Raw genomic sequence first — 17,982 nt, 5'->3', positions numbered from 1 at the left:
CATCCGGGTGATGGAGGTGCGTTCCCGCACGTGGCACGTGATGGACGTCGCGTCGGGCGGACCGTTCCCGGGAGGTAGGGTGAGCGCCGCAGAGACATTCCTTTAAGACCCGTCCAGTGAGGCGGGGAAGGAGTTTGCTTGATGAGCACAGGTACGCCCGCGCCCGCCTCGGATGCCGTCGACGACGACGCCAACGTGGTCCTCGGCGCCCCGGAGATCGGCCGGGCCCTCACGCGCATCGCGCACGAGATCCTCGAACGCAACAAGGGCGGCGCCGACGTCGTCCTGCTGGGCATCCCCACCCGGGGCCTGCCGCTCGCACGTCGCCTGGCCGAGCGCCTGATCGCGGTGGAGCCGAGCCTCGACCCGGCGCTCCTCGTGGGCAGCCTCGACGTGACGATGTACCGCGACGACCTCGCGCACCACCCCACCCGGACCATCGGCGCCACGGACATCCCGGGCGGCGGTCTCGACGGCAAGGTGGTCGTGCTCGTCGACGACGTCCTGTTCTCCGGGCGCACCATCCGGGCGGCCCTCGACGCGATCAGCGACCTCGGCCGACCGAGGGCGGTCCAGCTGGCGGCGCTCGTCGACCGCGGCCACCGCGAGCTGCCGATCCGCGCCGACTACGTCGGCAAGAACCTGCCGACCTCGACGAGCGAGCGCGTCCGCGTGCTGCTCGAGGAGAACGACGGCCGCGACGCCGTGCTGATCGAGGGAGGGGTGCGATGAAGCACCTGCTGTCCACCGCCGACCTCTCCCTCGACGACGCCGTGCGCATCCTCGACACCGCCGGCTCGATGGCGGCCACGCAGGGCCGGGAGATCAAGAAGCTGCCCACGTTGCGCGGGCGGACGGTGGTGAACCTGTTCTTCGAGGACTCCACGCGCACCCGCATCTCCTTCGAGACCGCCGCCAAGCGACTGTCTGCGGACGTCATCAACTTCTCCGCCAAGGGCTCGAGCGTCTCCAAGGGCGAGTCGCTCAAGGACACCGCCCTCACGCTGCAGGCGATGGGCGCCGACGCGGTCGTGATCCGGCACCACGCGTCCGGAGCGCCGCACACGCTCGCCACGTCCGGCTGGACCAGCGGCGCAGTCATCAATGCGGGCGACGGGATGCACCAGCACCCCACGCAGGCGCTCCTCGACGCCTACACGCTGCGCCGGCACCTGTCCGGTCCGGGCGACGTGACCGGCCGCGACCTGACCGGGCTGCGGGTGGCGATCGTCGGCGACGTGCTGCACAGCCGCGTCGCACGCTCCAACGTGCACCTGCTGCACACGCTCGGCGCGGAGGTCGTGCTGGTGGCGCCGCCGACCCTGCTGCCCGTCGGGGTCGGTGCCTGGCCGGCGCGCGTCTCGTACCACCTGGACGAGGTCATCGCCGACGAGAAGCCGGACGCGGTGATGATGCTGCGGGTCCAGCGCGAGCGGATGTCGAGCGCGGGTGGCGGGTTCTTCCCGAGCCCGCTGGAGTACACCCGCCGGTACGGCCTCGACGCCCGCCGGCTCGCCCTGCTGCCGGAGCACGCGATCGTGCTGCACCCGGGTCCGATGAACCGCGGCCTGGAGATCTCCGCCGACGCCGCCGACTCGTCCCGCGCGGTCATCGTCGAGCAGGTGGCCAACGGCGTGGCGGTCCGGATGGCCGTCCTGTACCTGCTGCTCGCGGGCGGCGACGCCCCCGCTCGAGCGGCGGTCTCGGGTGCGCCCGAGAAGAGCTCCGACGAGACGAAGGTGGACGCGTGACGAGGAACTACCTGCTGCGGGACGTCAGCCCGCTCGGCGACGGCACGACCGACGTGCTGCTCGCCGACGGCGTGATCGCGGCGATCGGCCCGGACGCCGAGGCGCAGGCCGGCCCCGACCCGGTGATCATCAACGGCAGCGGGCTGATCCTGCTGCCCGGCCTCGTCGACCTGCACACGCACCTGCGCGAGCCGGGCCGGGAGGACGCCGAGACGGTCCGCTCCGGCACGCGCGCCGCCGCGATGGGCGGGTTCACGGCCGTGCACGCGATGGCGAACACGACCCCGACGCAGGACACCGCGGGCGTCGTCGAGCAGGTCTGGCGGCTCGGCCGGGACGCCGGCTGGGTGGACGTGCGACCGATCGGAGCCGTCACGGTCGGCCTCGAGGGCGAGCGGCTGGCGGAGCTCGGTGCCATGGCCGAGTCGGCGGCGCAGGTCCGGGTGTTCTCCGACGACGGCAAGTGCGTGCACGACCCGGTCGTGATGCGGCGCGCCCTGGAGTACGTCAAGGCGTTCGACGGCGTCATCGCGCAGCACGCGCAGGAGCCCCGGCTGACCGAGGGCGCCCAGATGCACGAGGGCGTGGTCTCCGCCGAGCTGGGTCTGGCCGGCTGGCCCGCGGTCGCGGAAGAGGCGATCATCGCCCGCGACGTGCTGCTCGCCGAGCACGTGGGCTCGCGGCTGCACGTCTGCCACCTGTCCACGGCCGGCTCGGTCGAGATCATCCGCTGGGCCAAGTCCCGGGGAATCGACGTCACCGCCGAGGTCACCCCGCACCACCTCATGCTCACCGACGAGCTCGCGCGCGGGTACGACCCGGTGTTCAAGGTCAACCCGCCCCTGCGCACGCAGCGGGACGTCGAGGCCGTCCGCGAGGGGCTGGCCGACGGCACGATCGACATCGTCGCCACCGACCACGCGCCGCACACACGCGAGGACAAGGACTGCGAGTGGGGCGCGGCGGCCTTCGGCATGACCGGGCTCGAGACCGCGCTGTCGGTCGTCCAGGAGACGATGGTCGACACCGGCCGCATGACCTGGGCCGACGTCGCCCGGGTGCTCTCGACCACCCCGGCGCGGATCGGTCGCGTCGGTGACCACGGTCGGCCGATCGCCGTGGGGGAGCCCGCCAACCTCACGCTGGTCGATCCGGGCATCCGCCGGACCGTGGTGCCCGAGGAGCAGGCGACGCAGAGCGTGAACTCGCCGTTCCGCGGCCGCGAGCTGTCCGGCTGCGTCATCGCGACGTGGCTGCGCGGCCGCGCGACGGTGATGGACGGGTCGGCGTGCGACGAGAGCGTGGTGGTCAGCTCGTGACCCGCCAGGCGGTCTCGACGGTCGTCCTCGTCCTGGTCGTGATCGTGGTGTTCTGGGGCATGCGCGCCGGCTGGCGGGCCCGCACCCGGCGGTCGTCCACGCTGGTGCCCGCGCTCCCGGCCGCCCCCGCCGTGCTGGGTGCCGAGCGGCTCGGGCCGGTGGAGGCGACCTACGTGTCGACCACCCGGGCGGGGGACTGGCTCGACCGGATCACCGCCGAGGGCCTCGGGGTGCGCAGCCCCGCGCAGATCAGCGTCTTCGACGCCGGGGTGCGGATCACCCGCCAGGGCGCGACCGACCTCTTCGTGCCGGCGTCGGCCGTGCGCAGCGCGACCGGTGCGCCCGGCATGGCCGGCAAGGTCGTCGGGGGAGAGGGCCTCGTCGTCCTCACCTGGCAGGCCGACACCGACGACCCGCGCGGCCTGGACACCGGCCTGCGACCCAAGCACGCGGCGGACCGCGAGCGGCTCATCGACGCACTGACCACCTTGACCTCGGGCACCGCGCCCGCGCAGGAGGAGAACTCATGACCGACGCAGTGCTCGTTCTCGAGGACGGCCGGACGTTCACCGGCCGCCCCTACGGCGCCGAGGGCTCGACGCTGGGCGAGATCGTCTTCAACACCGGCATGACCGGCTACCAGGAGACGCTCACCGACCCGTCGTACCACCGCCAGATCGTCGTCATGACGGCCCCGCACATCGGGAACACCGGCGTGAACGACGAGGACGACGAGTCGGCGCGGATCTGGGTGGCCGGCTACGTGGTGCGCGACCCCGCGCGCCGCGCCTCGAACTGGCGGTCGGTCCGCACGCTCGACGACGACCTCGTCGCACAGGACATCGTCGGCATCAGCGAGATCGACACCCGTGCCCTCACGCGTCACCTGCGGGAGCGCGGTGTCATGCGGGCCGGGATCTTCTCGGGCGCCGCGCTGCTGGACGAGAACGGCGAGCGCAGGCCCGACGACGAGCTGCTGGACGACGTCCTGGCCGCGCCCGCGATGGTCGGCGCCGACCTGGCCGGCGAGGTGTCCACCGACGCCGCCTACGTGGTCGAGCCGATCGGGGAGCACGTCGCCACGGTGGCCGCCGTCGACCTCGGCATCAAGGCCATGACGCCGCAGCGACTGGCCGAGCGCGGCGTGCGGGTCCACGTGCTGCCCTCGACCGCGACCATCGACGAGGTCCTGGCGACCTCGCCCGACGGCGTCTTCTTCTCCAACGGGCCTGGCGACCCCGCCGCGGCGACGCACGAGATCGACCTGCTGCGGGACGTGCTCGACCGGCGGATCCCGTTCTTCGGCATCTGCTACGGCAACCAGCTGCTGGGCCGCGCGCTCGGCTACGGCACCTACAAGCTGGGCTACGGCCACCGCGGCGTGAACCAGCCGGTGATGGACCGGGCGACCGGCAAGGTGGAGATCACCGCCCACAACCACGGGTTCGCGGTCGACGCGCCCCTGGACGGCGAGTCCGTCGCGCCGCACGACGGCGGCCGCTACGGCCGGGTGGTCGTCAGCCACGTCGACCTGAACGACGACGTGGTCGAGGGCCTGCGAGCGCTCGACCTGCCGGCCTTCTCGGTGCAGTACCACCCGGAGGCCGCCGCCGGCCCGCACGACGCCGCGTACCTCTTCGACCGGTTCCTCGATCTCATGACCGCACAGAAGGGTGCTGCCTGATGCCCCGGCGCACAGACATCAAGAGCGTCCTGGTCATCGGCTCCGGCCCGATCGTCATCGGCCAGGCGTGCGAGTTCGACTACTCGGGGACGCAGGCGTGCCGGGTGCTCAAGGAGGAGGGCCTGCGGGTCATCCTCGTGAACTCCAACCCGGCCACGATCATGACGGACCCCGAGTTCGCCGACGCCACCTACGTGGAGCCGATCACCACCGAGATCCTCACCACGATCATCGCCAAGGAGCGCCCGGACGCGATCCTCCCGACGCTGGGCGGCCAGACGGCGCTCAACGCGGCGATCGCGCTGGACGAGGCGGGCGTGCTCGAGAAGTACGACGTCGAGCTGATCGGCGCCAACATCGCGTCGATCCAGAAGGGCGAGGACCGCGAGCAGTTCAAGGAGGTCGTGGAGGTCTGCGGCGCCGAGAGCGCTCGCTCCGCGATCGTGCACACCATCGACGACGCGCTCGCCGCCGTCGACGACCTCTTGTACCCGGTCGTCGTGCGGCCCTCGTTCACCATGGGCGGGCTCGGCTCGGGCATCGCGTACGACGAGACCGACCTGCGCCGCATCGTCGGGCAGGGCCTGCACTACTCGCCGACCACCGAGGTGCTCCTGGAGGAGTCGATCCTCGGCTGGAAGGAGTACGAGCTCGAGCTCATGCGGGACAAGCACGACAACGTGGTGGTCGTCTGCTCGATCGAGAACGTCGACCCGGTGGGCGTGCACACGGGGGACTCGGTCACGGTCGCCCCGGCGCTGACCCTCACCGACCGCGAGTACCAGCGGCTGCGGGACATCGGCATCGCCGTCATCCGCGAGGTCGGCGTCGACACGGGCGGCTGCAACATCCAGTTCGCCATCGAACCGTCCACCGGCCGGATCGTGGTCATCGAGATGAACCCCCGGGTCTCGCGCTCGTCGGCCCTGGCGTCCAAGGCGACCGGCTTCCCGATCGCGAAGATCGCCGCCAAGCTCGCGGTCGGCTACACGCTCGACGAGATCCCGAACGACATCACGGGTGGCTCCACGCCGGCGTCGTTCGAGCCCACGCTCGACTACGTCGTGGTGAAGGTCCCGCGGTTCGCGTTCGAGAAGTTCCCGGCCGCGGACGACACGCTCACGACGACCATGAAGTCGGTCGGCGAGGCCATGGCGCTGGGCCGCAACTTCACCGAGGCGCTCGGCAAGGCCATGCGGTCCTTGGACAAGAAGGACTCGGTCTTCCACTGGACCGGCGACGCCCTGGCGGGCGAGGCGCTCGACGCGCTGACCGCGACGATCTCCCGGCCCACCGAGCACCGCCTCGTCGACGTGCAGCAGGTCCTGCGCTTCGGCGTCCCGCTCGAGACGGTGTACGAGCTCACGGGCATCGACCCCTGGTTCCTCGACCAGATCCAGCTGATCAACGAGGTCGCGGAGCAGACCCGGACGGCCGACGCCCTGACCCGGGACGTGCTCCTGCACGCGAAGCGCCACGGCCTGTCGGACGCGCAGGTCGCGACGCTGCGCCGGACGTCGGAGGACGCGGTCCGCCGTGCCCGCCACGCGGTCGGCCTGCGTCCGGTGTTCAAGACGGTCGACACGTGCGCCGCCGAGTTCGCCGCGAGCACGCCGTACCACTACTCCACGTACGACGAGGAGACCGAGGTCGCGCCGCGCACACGGCCGGCGATCCTCATCCTCGGCTCGGGCCCCAACCGGATCGGCCAGGGCATCGAGTTCGACTACTCCTGCGTGCACGCCGCACTGGCGCTCAAGGGCGAGTTCGAGACCGTCATGATCAACTGCAACCCCGAGACGGTCTCCACGGACTACGACACGTCGGACCGGCTATACTTCGAGCCCCTGACGTTCGAGGACGTGCTCGAGGTCTACACGGCCGAGCTCGCCGCCGGCCCGGTCGAGGGCCTCATCGTCACGCTCGGCGGGCAGACGCCCCTGTCGCTCGCCCAGCGCCTGCTCGACGCCGGCCTGCCGATCCTCGGCACGTCGCCGGCCGCGATCGACGCCGCCGAGGACCGGGGGGAGTTCGGCAAGGTCCTCGAGGCCGCCGGGCTGCCGGCGCCCGCGTTCGGCACCGCCACCACGCAGGCGGGTGCCCGCGACACGGCGCGCCGGATCGGCTTCCCGGTGCTCGTGCGGCCGAGCTACGTGCTCGGCGGCCGTGGCATGGAGATCGTCTACGACGAGCCGCAGCTCAACGAGTACGTCCAGCGCGCGCTGGACAACGCGGCCGACGGGGGGCGCGCCGGCACCCTGCCGCCGCTGCTCATCGACCGCTTCCTGGACGACGCCATCGAGATCGACGTCGACGCCCTGTTCGACGGGACCGAGCTGTTCCTCGGCGGCGTCATGGAGCACATCGAGGAGGCCGGCATCCACTCCGGCGACTCGGCGTGCACCCTCCCGCCCGTGACGCTGTCGACCTCGGAGCTCGAGCGGATCCGCCTGTCCACCGAGGCGATCGCGCGCGGGGTCGGGGTGCACGGGCTGCTCAACATCCAGTTCGCCCTGGTCTCCGACGTGCTCTACGTCCTCGAGGCCAACCCGCGGGCGTCGCGCACGGTGCCGTTCGTGTCCAAGGCCACGGGCGTCTCGCTGGCCAAGGCCGCGGCACTGGTCATGGCGGGCCGGTCGATCGCGGACCTGCGCGCGATGGGGATCCTTCCCGTGGACGACGCGAGCGTTCTCGACCTCGACTCGCCGATCGCGGTCAAGGAGGCGGTGCTGCCGTTCAAGCGGTTCCGCACCAAGGAGGGCGTCGTCGTCGACACCGTGCTCGGCCCGGAGATGCGCTCGACGGGCGAGGTCATGGGCTTCGACGTCGACTTCCCGACCGCGTTCGCCAAGTCGCAGGACGCCGCGTTCGGTGGCCTCCCCACGGGCGGCCGGGCCTTCATCTCCGTCGCCGACCGGGACAAGCGCTCGATCGTCTTCCCGGTGAAGCGCCTGGCGGAGCTCGGCTTCGAGATCCTGGCGACCGAGGGGACCGCGGCGGTCCTGCACCGCAGCGGCATCGCGTCGACGGTCGTCCGCAAGTACTCGTCGGGTCGCGGTGCGGCGGGGGAGCCGACCATCGTCGACCTCATCACCTCCGGCGACGTCGACATCGTGGTGAACACCCCGTCGGGTCAGGGCGCTCGTGCCGACGGCTACGAGATCCGGGCGGCCACGGTCGCGGCGGACAAGGCGATGGTCACCACCGTGCAGCAGCTCGGTGCGGCCGTGCAGGCCATCGAGGCGCGGCAGGCGGGACCGTTCCGGGTGACCAGCCTGCAGGAGCACGACGCGGCCGCGCTGGTGCGCCGCGAGGCACGCGCGGCGGCCCGCGCGTGACCGCTCCGTTCGGGGCGCGCCTGGCGGCCGCCATGGAGGCCCACGGGCCGCTGTGCGTCGGCATCGACCCGCACACGAGCCTGCTGGACGCGTGGGGTCTGCCGGACGACGCCTCCGGACTGCGGCGGTTCGCCCTGACCGTGCTCGAGGCGGTCGGGGGCCAGGCGGCCGCCGTCAAGCCGCAGGCGGCGTTCTTCGAGCGGCACGGCTCCGCCGGGGTCGCGGTGCTCGAGGAGGTCGTCGCGGCCGGACGGGAGACCGGCACGCTGGTCATCGTCGACGCCAAGCGCGGGGACATCGGCTCGACCATGGGCGCGTACGCCGACGCGTTCCTCCGCGACGGCTCCCCGCTCGCGGGGGACGCGCTCACCGTGTCGCCGTACCTCGGGTTCGGGTCGCTCGATCCTGCCGTCGACCTCGCGCTCTCGACCGGGCGGGGTCTGTTCGTCCTGTGCCTGACGTCCAACAAGGAGGGCCACGAGGTCCAGCACGCGCGCACCCAGGAGGGCGACACCGTCGCTGCCGTCGTGGCGGCGCGAGCGGCTGCCCTGAACGCGGGCGCGGTGCCGATGGGGTCGGTCGGGCTGGTCGTGGGCGCGACGATCGGCGACGCGGCGTCCCGCACCGGCGTGGACCTGGCCGCCGTGAACGGCCCGCTGCTGGCCCCCGGCGTGGGTGCCCAGGGTGCTGGCCCGCGCGAGCTGGCCCAGGTCTTCGGCTCCGCACGAGGTCAGGTGCTGGCGTCCTCCTCGCGCGGCGTGCTCGTCGCAGGCCCCTCCGTCCCGGCGCTGCGGGCAGCTGCCCGGCAGGCCTCGGACGAGGCGGCTGCGGCGTTGTCCTGAGCTCCGCGTGCTGTGTCGGTGCAGGTCGTGGGCGGCTGGACGCGCGTCCGCATTGCCGATGAGGGTGTCGCTCGCTAGTTTCGTTGTCACGATCCCGCGCACTTCCACGTGGGTCGCCGGCCCACTGACGAGAAGGTGACGCGCGTGGCACTCCCTCCGCTGACTCCCGAACAACGAGCGGCAGCGCTCCAGAAGGCCGCCGCCGCCCGGCAGGCCCGCGCTGAGGTCAAGAACCGCCTCAAGTACTCGCAGGGAACCCTCTCCGAGGTGATCGCGCAGGGGCAGGCGGACGAGACGATCGGCAAGCTCAAGGTCCTCGCGCTCCTCGAGTCCCTGCCTGGCGTGGGCAAGGTCAAGGCGCGTGCGATCATCTCCGAGATCGGAATCTCCGAGACGCGTCGCGTGCGCGGTCTCGGGCCGCACCAGGTGAAGGCTCTCGTCGACCGCTTCGGGTGACGTCGGGGCCGCGCCGCGCATCTCGAGGAGCACCGCGCCACCCATGACGACGACGCCAGCCCGGTTGACCGTTCTCGCCGGACCGACCGCCGTCGGCAAGGGCACCGTGTCCGCCGACGTCCGGACCCGCTATCCCGAGGTCTGGTTGTCGGTGTCCGCCACCACGAGGCCCCCTCGGCCCGGCGAGGTCGACGGGGTCCACTACCTCTTCGTGACGGGCGACGACTTCGACGCCATGGTCGAGCGCGGCGACCTGCTCGAGTGGGCGGTCGTGCACGGGCGCAACCGGTACGGCACGCCGCGGAAGCCGGTCGAGGAGCGCCTGGCCGCGGGGTTGCCGGCGCTCCTGGAGATCGACCTCCAGGGTGCGCGACAGGTCCGCGAGTCGATGCCCGATGCGCACTTCGTCTTCCTCGCGCCCCCGTCGTTCGCGGAGCTCGAGCGTCGGCTCGTCGGTCGGGGGACCGAGGACGCGGAGGAGCGGGAGCGGCGCCTCGAGACCGCGCGCGTCGAGCTCGCCGCGGAGGCCGAGTTCGACCAGGTGATCGTCAACGACGACGTCCACCGGGCCACCGACGAGCTGGTCCGCGGGATGGGCATCGCGACCAGGTAGGATGGGGCCAGCCCCAACCCCTTTCACGTACGGGAGATCACCGTGTCCGGAACCGTCGCCGCCCCCACCGGCATCACCGACCCGCCCATCGACCGTCTGCTCGAGCGCGCCGACTCCAAGTACGCGCTCGTCCTGTACTCGGCCAAGCGCGCGCGCCAGATCAACGCCTACTACTCGCAGCTCAACGAGGGCCTGCTCGAGTACGTCGGCCCGCTGGTGGACACGCGTCCGCAGGAGAAGCCGCTCTCGATCGCCATGCGCGAGATCGACGCCGGCCTGCTCACCTCTGAGGCCACCGAGGGCTGACCTGCCCCCATGCACATCGTCCTCGGCGTCGCGGGCGGGATCGCCGCCTACAAGGCCGTCCTGCTCCTGCGCCTGCTGCGTGAGGACGGCCACGCCGTCCGCGTGGTGCCCACGCGCGCGGCGCTCGAGTTCGTCGGGCGCGCGACGTGGGAGGCCCTGTCGGGGCAGCCGGTGACCACCGACGTGTTCGAGGACGTCGACCAGGTGGCACACGTCGCGGTCGGCAAGCAGGCCGAGCTGGTGATCGTCGCCCCCGCCACGGCCGACCTCCTGGCCCGCGCCGCGAGCGGGCAGGCGGACGACCTGCTGACCGCCACGCTGCTGGTTGCGCGGTGCCCGGTGCTGCTGGCGCCGGCGATGCACACCGAGATGTGGGAGCACCCCGCCACGGTCGCGAACGTCGCGACGCTGCGCTCCCGCGGCGTGCACGTGCTCGACCCCGCCGCCGGTCGCCTCACCGGCACGGACACCGGTCCCGGGCGCCTCCCCGAGCCCGACGAGATCGCCGCCGCGGCGTTCGCCCTGGTCACCGACCGGCCCCGCGACCTCGCAGGTCGCCACGTCGTCGTGTCCGCCGGCGGTACGCGTGAGCCCCTCGACCCGGTGCGCTTCCTCGGCAACCGGTCGTCCGGCAGGCAGGGTGTCGCGCTCGCGAGGACCGCGCACGCGCGTGGAGCCCGGGTCACGCTCGTGGCCGCCAACATCGACGTGCCGGTCCCGCCGGATGTCGACGTCGTCCGCGCCGAGACCGGAGCCGAGCTGCGGGACGCCGTGCGTGCCGCGGCGAAGGACGCGGACGTGGTCGTGATGGCGGCCGCGGTCGCCGACTTCCGGCCGCGCACCAGCGCCGAGAGCAAGATCAAGAAGGAACCGGGTGGCGGCGCCCCGGTGCTCGAGCTCGTCGAGACGGTCGACATCCTCGCCGAGCTGGCGCACGACCGTCTCCGCGCAGGGCAGCTCGTGGTGGGCTTCGCGGCGGAGACGGGCGACGAGACCGGCAGCGTGCTCGAGCACGGGCAGGCGAAGGCGCGTCGCAAGGGTGCGGACCTCCTCGTGGTCAACGCGGTGGGCGGCGGCCGGGGGTTCGGCACCGACGCGAACGACATCACGATCCTCGACGGGTCCGGCGCGGTCGTGGGCACCGCTGCGGGGAGCAAGGACGTGGTGGCCCACGCCGTCTGGGACGCGGTCGTCGCGCGCTCCTGAGATGTCGCCCCGGCCGTGGACCACGGCCATTACGCTGTCCGCCATGACCGAGCCCGACATGCGCCTGTTCACGTCCGAGTCCGTGACCGAGGGGCACCCGGACAAGATCTGTGACCAGATCTCCGACGCCATCCTCGACGCGATGCTCGAGCAGGACCCGCAGGCGCGCGTGGCCGTCGAGACGATGGTGACCACCGGTCTCGTGCACGTCGCCGGGGAGGTCACGACCAGCGCGTACGTCGAGATCCCGCAGATCGTGCGCCAGGTCGTCAAGGGCATCGGGTACACCTCGTCGGCGATCGGCTTCGACGGTGACTCGTGCGGCATCTCCGTGTCGATCGGGCAGCAGTCGCCCGACATCGCCGCCGGCGTCGACAAGGCCCTCGAGGTCCGCGAGGACGCCTCCGACCTCGACCCGCTGGATGCGCAGGGCGCCGGCGACCAGGGGCTGATGTTCGGCTACGCGAGCGACGACACCCCGTCGCTGCTGCCCCTGCCGATCTGGTTGGCGCACCGGCTCGCCGAGCGCCTGACGCTCGTGCGCAAGGAGGGGATCCTGCCCGGGCTTCGCCCCGACGGGAAGACCCAGGTCACCATCGGCTACGACGGCGACCGCGCGGTCCGGCTCGACACGGTGGTCCTGTCCACGCAGCACGACCCCGACGTGCAGCTGGAGACCATGCTGCGCCCCGGGATCACCGAGCACGTCATCGCACCGGTGCTGGCGCAGCTCGAGCTGGACACGACCGACTTCCGCCTGCTGGTGAACCCGACCGGGACGTTCGTCGTCGGTGGTCCGCAGGGCGATGCCGGGCTGACCGGCCGCAAGATCATCGTCGACACGTATGGCGGCATCGCCCGCCACGGTGGTGGCGCGTTCTCCGGCAAGGACCCGTCGAAGGTCGACCGCTCGGCCGCCTACGCGATGCGGTGGGTGGCCAAGAACGTGGTCGCTGCCGGGCTCGCGCGCCGGTGCGAGGTCCAGGTCGCCTACGCCATCGGCAAGGCGAACCCGGTGGGCCTGTACGTCGAGACGTTCGGTACGGAGACGGTGCCGCTCGAGCGGCTCACCAGCGCGATCCGCGACGTGTTCGACCTGCGGCCGGCCGCGATCGTGCGCGACCTCGACCTCCTGCGCCCGATCTACCGCAAGACCGCCGCGTACGGGCACTTCGGCCGTGAGCTGCCGGAGTTCACCTGGGAGCGCACCGACCGCGTCGCGGACCTCCAGTCCGCGGTGGGCTGACGCCTTCCGCAGTCGCTCCCGGTCCTGCGTGGGCAGCGGATGGTCTGATGGGCGCGTGGGCATGAGCGCGGGCGGTGAGCAGCTGATGCTCGAGGGTCTGCCGCAGCCGAAGCGGCGTGCGCGTCCTGCCGTCGGTGGTGTCCCGCTCGCCGAGCACCTGCCGGTCGCGCGGGTGTGCGTGGACCTGGTGCCGCACCACCTCGACCGCGTGTTCGAGTACGCGGTGCCGGCGGCGCTCGCCGACGCCGCGGTGCCGGGCACCCGGGTCAAGGTGCGGTTCGGTGGCCAGGACGTCAACGGCTACGTGCTGGAGCGCGTCGAGGAGGCGGAGCACGACGGCGCCCTGCAGCCCGTGCGCAAGGTCGTGTCCGCCGAGCCCGTGCTCACGCCCCAGGTCGCCCGCCTGGCGCGGGCGGTCGCGGACCGGTGGGCGGGGACGCTCAACGACGTCCTGCGGCTTGCCGTCCCGGCACGGCACGCCCGGGTGGAGGCGGAGGTTCCCGTGTCCTCCGACGAGCCGGCACCGCCGTCCCCGTCGGCCGCCGCGTGGGCGCCCTACCGCGGCGGGGCGGCCTTCCTGCAGCACGTCGCCGCGGGTGGTGCGCCGCGTGCGGTGTGGTCCGCGCTGCCGGGTGCGGCGGGGGAGCGGTGGCCGGACGCGATCGCTCAGGCGGTCGCCGCGTGCGTGCTGGGCGGTCGAGGTGCTCTCGTCGTGGTCCCCGACGCCCGGGACATCGACCGCGTGCTCGCCGCCCTGGACGACGCCGGCATCCCGCGCTGGGCACCGGGCTCGACGGGCGGCGCGGTCCGGCTCGCCGCCGACGACGGCCCCGCCGTCCGCTACCGGTCGTTCCTCGCGGCACTGCGGGGTCAGGCGTCGGTGGTCGTCGGCACGCGGGCGTCGGCGTTCGCCCCCGTGACGAACCTCGGGCTCGCCGTGGTCTGGGACGACGGCGACCCGTTGCACGCCGAACCCCGAGCGCCGTACCCGCACGTCCGCGAGGTGCTGGCGCTGCGCTCGGAGCTGGAGCACTGTGCGCTCCTCGTCGCCGCGCACGCGCGCTCGGTCGAGGCGCAGGCACTCGTCGAGGCGGGCTGGGCGCACGAGGTGGCAGCGGACCGTCCGACGACCCGCGCGCGTGCCGCGCGGGTGCTGGCCCTGACGTCGGTCGAGCTCGCCCGCGAGGGACCGGCGGCCGCGGCGAGACTCCCGGCGCCGGCCTGGCGCACGTTGCGGGACCGGCTGGCCCACGGCCCGGTCCTCGTGCAGGTGCCCCGCGCGGGGTACGTGCCCGCGGTGGCGTGCGGGCGCTGCCGCGCGGCGGCGCGCTGCGGCGTCTGCCACGGCCCGCTCGGGCTGACCACCGCCGACGGCGTCCCCACCTGCGGCTGGTGCGGGCGGCTGGCCACCGACTGGCGGTGCACCGAGTGCGGCGCGGGCTCACTGCGCTCGGTCCGTGTCGGGTCGGAGCGCACGGCCGAGGAGCTCGGCCGCGCGTTCCCCGGGGTGCCGATCCGCGTCTCGGGGGCGCGTGCGGCGGGCGGCGTGCTGGCGACCGTGAAGGACGTCCCCGCGGTGGTGGTGGCGACGCCGGGCGCCGAGCCGGTGGCCCCGGGCGGGTACGCCGCCGCACTGCTGCTGGACGCCGCCGTGAGCACGGCAGGGGCGTCGCTGCGGACCGGGGAGGATGCGCTGCGCCGCTGGTTGACGGCTGCCGCGCTGGTGCGTCCGGCGGCCGAGGGCGGCACCGTCGTCCTCGTCGGCGACGCCGAGGAGCGGGTGACGCAGGCGCTCGTGCGCTGGGACCCGGCCGGATACGCCTCGCGCGAGCTCGCCGAGCGCGCCGAGCTCGCGCTCCCGCCCGCCGTGCGGATCGCCGCGGTCACCGGGCCGCGCGACGCCGTCGACACCCTGCTCGGGCGGCTCGACGTCGCGGATGCCGAGATTCTCGGGCCCGTCCCGGCCGGTGCGGCCGAGCCGGGCGCGCTCGAGCCGGACGTGCGCGCCCTGGTGCGCGTGCCGCGTCCCGGCGGCGCGGCCCTCGCACGCTCTCTGGCCGCGTCGCTCGCGGTGCGCAGCGCCCGGCGCGAGGGCGGCACGGTGCGCGTCCAGCTGGACCCGGCGGAGCTCGGATGATCGACACCGTCGTGCTGGACCTCGGCAACGTTCTCGTGCGGTGGGACCCGCGCCGCGCGTTCGCCGGACGACTGCCTGCGCGCGACACCGAGGCGTTCCTCGTCGACTTCGACTTCATGGCGTTCAACCACCAGCAGGACGCCGGTCGTCCGTGGGCCGACGCGCGGGTCGACCTCGCCGCTAGCGCGCCCGAGCACCTGCCCGCGCTGGACCTGTACGTCGAGCACAGCGCCGACACGCTCGCGGGGCCCGTGCCGGGGTCGGCCGAGCTCGTGCACGACCTTCGGGCGAGCGGCGTCCGGCTCCTCGGGCTCACCAACTGGTCGGCCGAGACGTTCCACCTGGCCGAGACCGCGGCGCCGGCGATCGGGCTGCTCGAGGACGTCCTGGTGTCGGGCGAGGTCGGCGTCGCCAAGCCGGACCCACGGATCTTCGCCCTGCTGACGCAGCGGTTCGGCCTGCGCCCGGAGCGGGCGGTGTTCGCCGACGACTCCGCCGCGAACGTCGCCGCCGGCTCGGCGGCCGGGTACGACGCCGTGCTGTTCACCACGGCGGACGCCCTCCGGGCCGACCTGGCTGCGCGCGGGGTCGCCCTGCCGCGCACCTAGGATCGACGCCATGCGACTGCTCTTCGCCGGAACCCCTGCGGCCGCGGTGCCGTCGCTCGAGGCGCTCCTCGCGTCCCGTCACGAGGTCGTCGCGGTGCTCACGCGTCCCGACGCCCGCTCCGGCCGAGGGCGGTCGTCGACGCAGAGCGAGGTCAAGGCGCGAGCTCTGGAGGCCGGCATCGAGGTCCTCACGCCGCAGCGCCCCCGGGACGACGAGTTCCAGTCGCGGCTCGCGGAGCTCGAGGTCGATGCGGCACCCGTGGTCGCCTACGGTGCCCTGATCCCGCCGTCGCTCCTGGACGTCCCCGTGCACGGCTGGGTGAACCTGCACTTCTCGGTGCTGCCCGCCTGGCGCGGGGCTGCGCCGGTGCAGCACGCGATCATCGCCGGCGACGAGGTCACGGGCGCCACGACCTTCCGGCTCGAGGCGGGCCTGGACACCGGCCCGGTGTTCGGGTTCCTCACCGAGACGATCCGCCCGCGCGACACGTCGGGCGACCTGCTCGGGCGCCTCGCCGTGGCGGGCGCCGGCCTGCTGGTGCAGACGCTCGACGCGCTCGAGGACGGGATCCTCAGCCCGGTCGTCCAGGCTTCCGACGGCGTCAGCCACGCCCCGAAGATCGAGGTCGAGGACGCGCGCGTGCGCTGGGCCCATCCCGCGCACGCGGTCGACCGCCGGATCCGCGGCTGCACCCCCGCGCCGGGCGCGTGGACCACGCTGCCCGACGGCTCACGGCTGGGGGTCGCGCCCGTGCTGCCCGTGCCGGACATCACCGACCTCGCCCCCGGGCAGCTGCTCGTCGGGAAGAAGGACGTCCTCGTCGGGACGGGCGGCAGCGCCGTGCGGCTGTCCCACGTGACCCCGCAGGGGAAGCGGGCGATGGACGCGGCCGACTGGGCCCGCGGCGCGCGCCTGGCGTCGGACACCGTGCTGGGAGGTGCGGCGTGAGCCCCGCGGACGACCGGCGCGACCCGAGCGGTCGCCAGCGCGGCGCCGCGCGCTCTCAAGGGCGGACCCAGCGGACCGCGGCTGCGCCGTCGCAGCGCCGTCGGGGGAGCGACCCCGCACGGACCGCGGCCTACGACGTGCTGCGGGCGGTCGACGGCTCCGACTCCTACGCCAACCTCGTCCTGCCACCCCTGCTGCGGGACCGCCGGATCACCGGGCGCGACGCGGCATTCGCCACCGAGCTCGCCTACGGCACCCTGCGGTTGCGCGGGCGGTACGACGCGGTCATCGCCCAGGCTGCGGCACGCGAGGTCTCGACGATCGACGCACCCGCGCTGGATGTCCTACGGCTCGGGGTCCACCAGCTCCTCGGCATGCGGGTCCCCGCGCACGCGGCGGTCTCGGAGACCGTGGGGCTGGCGCGTGAGCAGCTGGGCACCGGCCCGTCGCAGTTCGTCAACGCCGTCCTGCGGACGGTCGGCAGGACGACCTCCGAGGAGTGGGAGCAGCGGATCGCCGAGGCAGCAGGCGACGACGAGCTCGCGCGGCTGTCCGTCACGCAGAGCCACCCGCTCTGGGTGGTCCGGGCACTGCGCGAGGCCCTGGTGGGCAACGGGCGGTCCGCCGACGAGATCGGGGCACTCCTCACCGCGGACAACGCTGCACCGCGCGTCACCCTCGTCGCGCGCCCCGGCCTGGTGGACCAGGAGGCGGTGCTCGAGGAGACCGAGGGCGCGGGTCTGTTCGGTGCACTGACCCCGACGGGAGTGATCCTCACCGGCGGCGACCCCGCGGCGCTGCCGACCGTGCGCGACGGTCGCGCGGGGGTGCAGGACGAGGGCAGCCAGCTCGTCGCGCTCGCCCTGACGGAGGCACCGCTGGACGGCCCCGACGCGCGCTGGCTGGACCTGTGCGCGGGTCCCGGTGGCAAGGCCGCGCTGCTCGCCGCCGTCGCGGGGGAGCGCGGTGCGCGGATCGTCGCGAACGAGCTCCAGCCCCACCGCGCACGTCTCGTCGAGCAGGCGCTGCGCGCGGTCCCCGCCGATGCGGTCGAGGACGTGCGGACCGGCGACGGCCGGACGGTGGGCACGGACGAGCCCGGTGCGTACGACCGTGTGATGGTCGACGCGCCCTGCACCGGCCTCGGAGCGCTGCGTCGGCGTCCGGAGGCCCGCTGGCGGCGCACACCGGCAGACCTCGCGGGCCTCAGTGCGCTCCAGCGCGACCTGCTGGTCTCCGCGCTCCAGGCGGTCCGACCGGGGGGTGTCGTCGCCTACGTGACCTGCTCGCCGCACCTGGTCGAGACACAGCTCGTGGTCAAGGACGCCGTCAAGGCTGCGAGGCGAGCCGGCGTCGAGGTGGAACCGGTCGACGCCCGCGAGGTCGTGCGCCGCATCGCCCCCGGCGGGTACGTCGACCTGGACGACGACCGCACCGACGTCCAGCTGTGGCCGCACGTGCACGGCACCGACGCGATGCACCTGACGCTCCTGCGCCGCACGTCCTGACGCCCTCTACGCTGGCCGG

At 73.6% G+C, this 17,982-nt stretch carries 16 protein-coding genes; all 16 read left to right on the top strand.

What is annotated here, in order from left to right; translation table 11 throughout:
* Nucleotides 1-141: 141 nt before the first annotated feature.
* The 16 genes from pyrR to ASD18_RS17065 all read left to right on the top strand — a co-directional run bounded on the left by pyrR (nucleotide 142) and on the right by ASD18_RS17065 (nucleotide 17,963).
* The gene (gene pyrR / locus ASD18_RS17140) at nucleotides 142-732 is read left to right on the top strand and encodes a bifunctional pyr operon transcriptional regulator/uracil phosphoribosyltransferase PyrR (protein WP_056094934.1); all 591 of its coding nucleotides are present in this window, start codon (nucleotides 142-144) and stop codon (nucleotides 730-732) included.
* Nucleotides 729-1,751: an aspartate carbamoyltransferase catalytic subunit gene (locus tag ASD18_RS17135; RefSeq protein WP_056094931.1), complete on the top strand. Its 1,023-nt coding sequence runs from the start codon at nucleotides 729-731 to the stop codon at nucleotides 1,749-1,751. The genes pyrR and ASD18_RS17135 overlap by 4 nt, the downstream gene beginning before the upstream one ends.
* A complete protein-coding gene (locus tag ASD18_RS17130) occupies nucleotides 1,748-3,070 on the top strand; it encodes a dihydroorotase (protein ID WP_056094927.1) in 1,323 nt (440 codons plus the stop codon). The genes ASD18_RS17135 and ASD18_RS17130 overlap by 4 nt, the downstream gene beginning before the upstream one ends.
* Nucleotides 3,067-3,600, top strand: a complete 534-nt coding sequence (locus ASD18_RS17125; RefSeq protein WP_056094925.1) for a hypothetical protein — start codon at nucleotides 3,067-3,069, stop codon at nucleotides 3,598-3,600. The genes ASD18_RS17130 and ASD18_RS17125 overlap by 4 nt, the downstream gene beginning before the upstream one ends.
* Nucleotides 3,597-4,754 carry a glutamine-hydrolyzing carbamoyl-phosphate synthase small subunit gene (carA, locus tag ASD18_RS17120; RefSeq protein WP_056094920.1) on the top strand — a complete coding sequence of 386 codons (1,158 nt, stop codon included), beginning with the start codon at nucleotides 3,597-3,599 and terminating at the stop codon, nucleotides 4,752-4,754. The genes ASD18_RS17125 and carA overlap by 4 nt, the downstream gene beginning before the upstream one ends.
* On the top strand, nucleotides 4,754-8,092 hold the full coding sequence (gene carB / locus ASD18_RS17115; protein WP_056094917.1) for a carbamoyl-phosphate synthase large subunit: 3,339 nt from the start codon (nucleotides 4,754-4,756) through the stop codon (nucleotides 8,090-8,092). The genes carA and carB overlap by 1 nt, the downstream gene beginning before the upstream one ends.
* Complete coding sequence (gene pyrF / locus ASD18_RS17110) at nucleotides 8,089-8,934, top strand: orotidine-5'-phosphate decarboxylase (protein ID WP_082574170.1); 846 nt, start codon at nucleotides 8,089-8,091, stop codon at nucleotides 8,932-8,934. Before carB ends, pyrF begins: the two co-directional genes overlap by 4 nt.
* Before the next feature lie 144 nt (nucleotides 8,935-9,078).
* Nucleotides 9,079-9,390 carry an integration host factor, actinobacterial type gene (gene mihF, locus ASD18_RS17105; RefSeq protein WP_028046342.1) on the top strand — a complete coding sequence of 104 codons (312 nt, stop codon included), beginning with the start codon at nucleotides 9,079-9,081 and terminating at the stop codon, nucleotides 9,388-9,390.
* A gap of 43 nt (nucleotides 9,391-9,433) precedes the next feature.
* The gene (gmk, locus tag ASD18_RS17100; RefSeq protein ID WP_056094913.1) at nucleotides 9,434-10,003 is read left to right on the top strand and encodes a guanylate kinase; all 570 of its coding nucleotides are present in this window, start codon (nucleotides 9,434-9,436) and stop codon (nucleotides 10,001-10,003) included.
* Nucleotides 10,004-10,045: 42 nt separating this feature from the next.
* Nucleotides 10,046-10,309, top strand: coding sequence for a DNA-directed RNA polymerase subunit omega (gene rpoZ, locus ASD18_RS17095; protein WP_028046344.1), 264 nt, complete (start codon nucleotides 10,046-10,048; stop codon nucleotides 10,307-10,309).
* Nucleotides 10,310-10,318: 9 nt separating this feature from the next.
* Complete coding sequence (gene coaBC / locus ASD18_RS17090) at nucleotides 10,319-11,515, top strand: bifunctional phosphopantothenoylcysteine decarboxylase/phosphopantothenate--cysteine ligase CoaBC (RefSeq protein WP_056094909.1); 1,197 nt, start codon at nucleotides 10,319-10,321, stop codon at nucleotides 11,513-11,515.
* Nucleotides 11,516-11,558: 43 nt separating this feature from the next.
* Nucleotides 11,559-12,761 carry a methionine adenosyltransferase gene (gene metK, locus ASD18_RS17085; protein ID WP_056094906.1) on the top strand — a complete coding sequence of 401 codons (1,203 nt, stop codon included), beginning with the start codon at nucleotides 11,559-11,561 and terminating at the stop codon, nucleotides 12,759-12,761.
* Between the two features lie 61 nt (nucleotides 12,762-12,822).
* Nucleotides 12,823-14,898, top strand: a complete 2,076-nt coding sequence (locus tag ASD18_RS17080) for a primosomal protein N' (RefSeq protein ID WP_056094903.1) — start codon at nucleotides 12,823-12,825, stop codon at nucleotides 14,896-14,898.
* Nucleotides 14,895-15,506 (top strand): HAD-IA family hydrolase, encoded by a 612-nt coding sequence (locus ASD18_RS17075; protein WP_056094900.1) that lies wholly within the window; start codon nucleotides 14,895-14,897, stop codon nucleotides 15,504-15,506. Before ASD18_RS17080 ends, ASD18_RS17075 begins: the two co-directional genes overlap by 4 nt.
* Before the next feature lie 10 nt (nucleotides 15,507-15,516).
* Nucleotides 15,517-16,455, top strand: a complete 939-nt coding sequence (fmt, locus tag ASD18_RS17070) for a methionyl-tRNA formyltransferase (protein WP_056094897.1) — start codon at nucleotides 15,517-15,519, stop codon at nucleotides 16,453-16,455.
* The gene (locus tag ASD18_RS17065) at nucleotides 16,452-17,963 is read left to right on the top strand and encodes an RsmB/NOP family class I SAM-dependent RNA methyltransferase (protein ID WP_056094893.1); all 1,512 of its coding nucleotides are present in this window, start codon (nucleotides 16,452-16,454) and stop codon (nucleotides 17,961-17,963) included. Before fmt ends, ASD18_RS17065 begins: the two co-directional genes overlap by 4 nt.
* Nucleotides 17,964-17,982: the final 19 nt, after the last annotated feature.

The sequence above is a fragment of the Cellulomonas sp. Root137 genome (assembly GCF_001426725.1).
Lineage (GTDB): Bacteria > Actinomycetota > Actinomycetes > Actinomycetales > Cellulomonadaceae > Cellulomonas.
The sequence above is the reverse complement of the archived record's forward strand: the minus strand, read 5'-3'. Positions and strand labels throughout refer to the sequence as shown.

Excerpts from the sequence above, each read along its gene's own strand:
- carA (WP_056094920.1), top strand. The coding sequence starts at position 3,597 with ATGACCGACGCAGTGCTCGTTCTCGAGGACGGCCGGACGTTCACCGGC.
- coaBC (WP_056094909.1), top strand. The coding sequence starts at position 10,319 with ATGCACATCGTCCTCGGCGTCGCGGGCGGGATCGCCGCCTACAAGGCC.
- ASD18_RS17080 (WP_056094903.1), top strand. The coding sequence starts at position 12,823 with ATGAGCGCGGGCGGTGAGCAGCTGATGCTCGAGGGTCTGCCGCAGCCG.
- gmk (WP_056094913.1), top strand. The coding sequence starts at position 9,434 with ATGACGACGACGCCAGCCCGGTTGACCGTTCTCGCCGGACCGACCGCC.
- carB (WP_056094917.1), top strand. The coding sequence starts at position 4,754 with ATGCCCCGGCGCACAGACATCAAGAGCGTCCTGGTCATCGGCTCCGGC.
- fmt (WP_056094897.1), top strand. The coding sequence starts at position 15,517 with ATGCGACTGCTCTTCGCCGGAACCCCTGCGGCCGCGGTGCCGTCGCTC.
- ASD18_RS17075 (WP_056094900.1), top strand. The coding sequence starts at position 14,895 with ATGATCGACACCGTCGTGCTGGACCTCGGCAACGTTCTCGTGCGGTGG.
- ASD18_RS17135 (WP_056094931.1), top strand. The coding sequence starts at position 729 with ATGAAGCACCTGCTGTCCACCGCCGACCTCTCCCTCGACGACGCCGTG.
- pyrR (WP_056094934.1), top strand. The coding sequence starts at position 142 with ATGAGCACAGGTACGCCCGCGCCCGCCTCGGATGCCGTCGACGACGAC.
- metK (WP_056094906.1), top strand. The coding sequence starts at position 11,559 with ATGACCGAGCCCGACATGCGCCTGTTCACGTCCGAGTCCGTGACCGAG.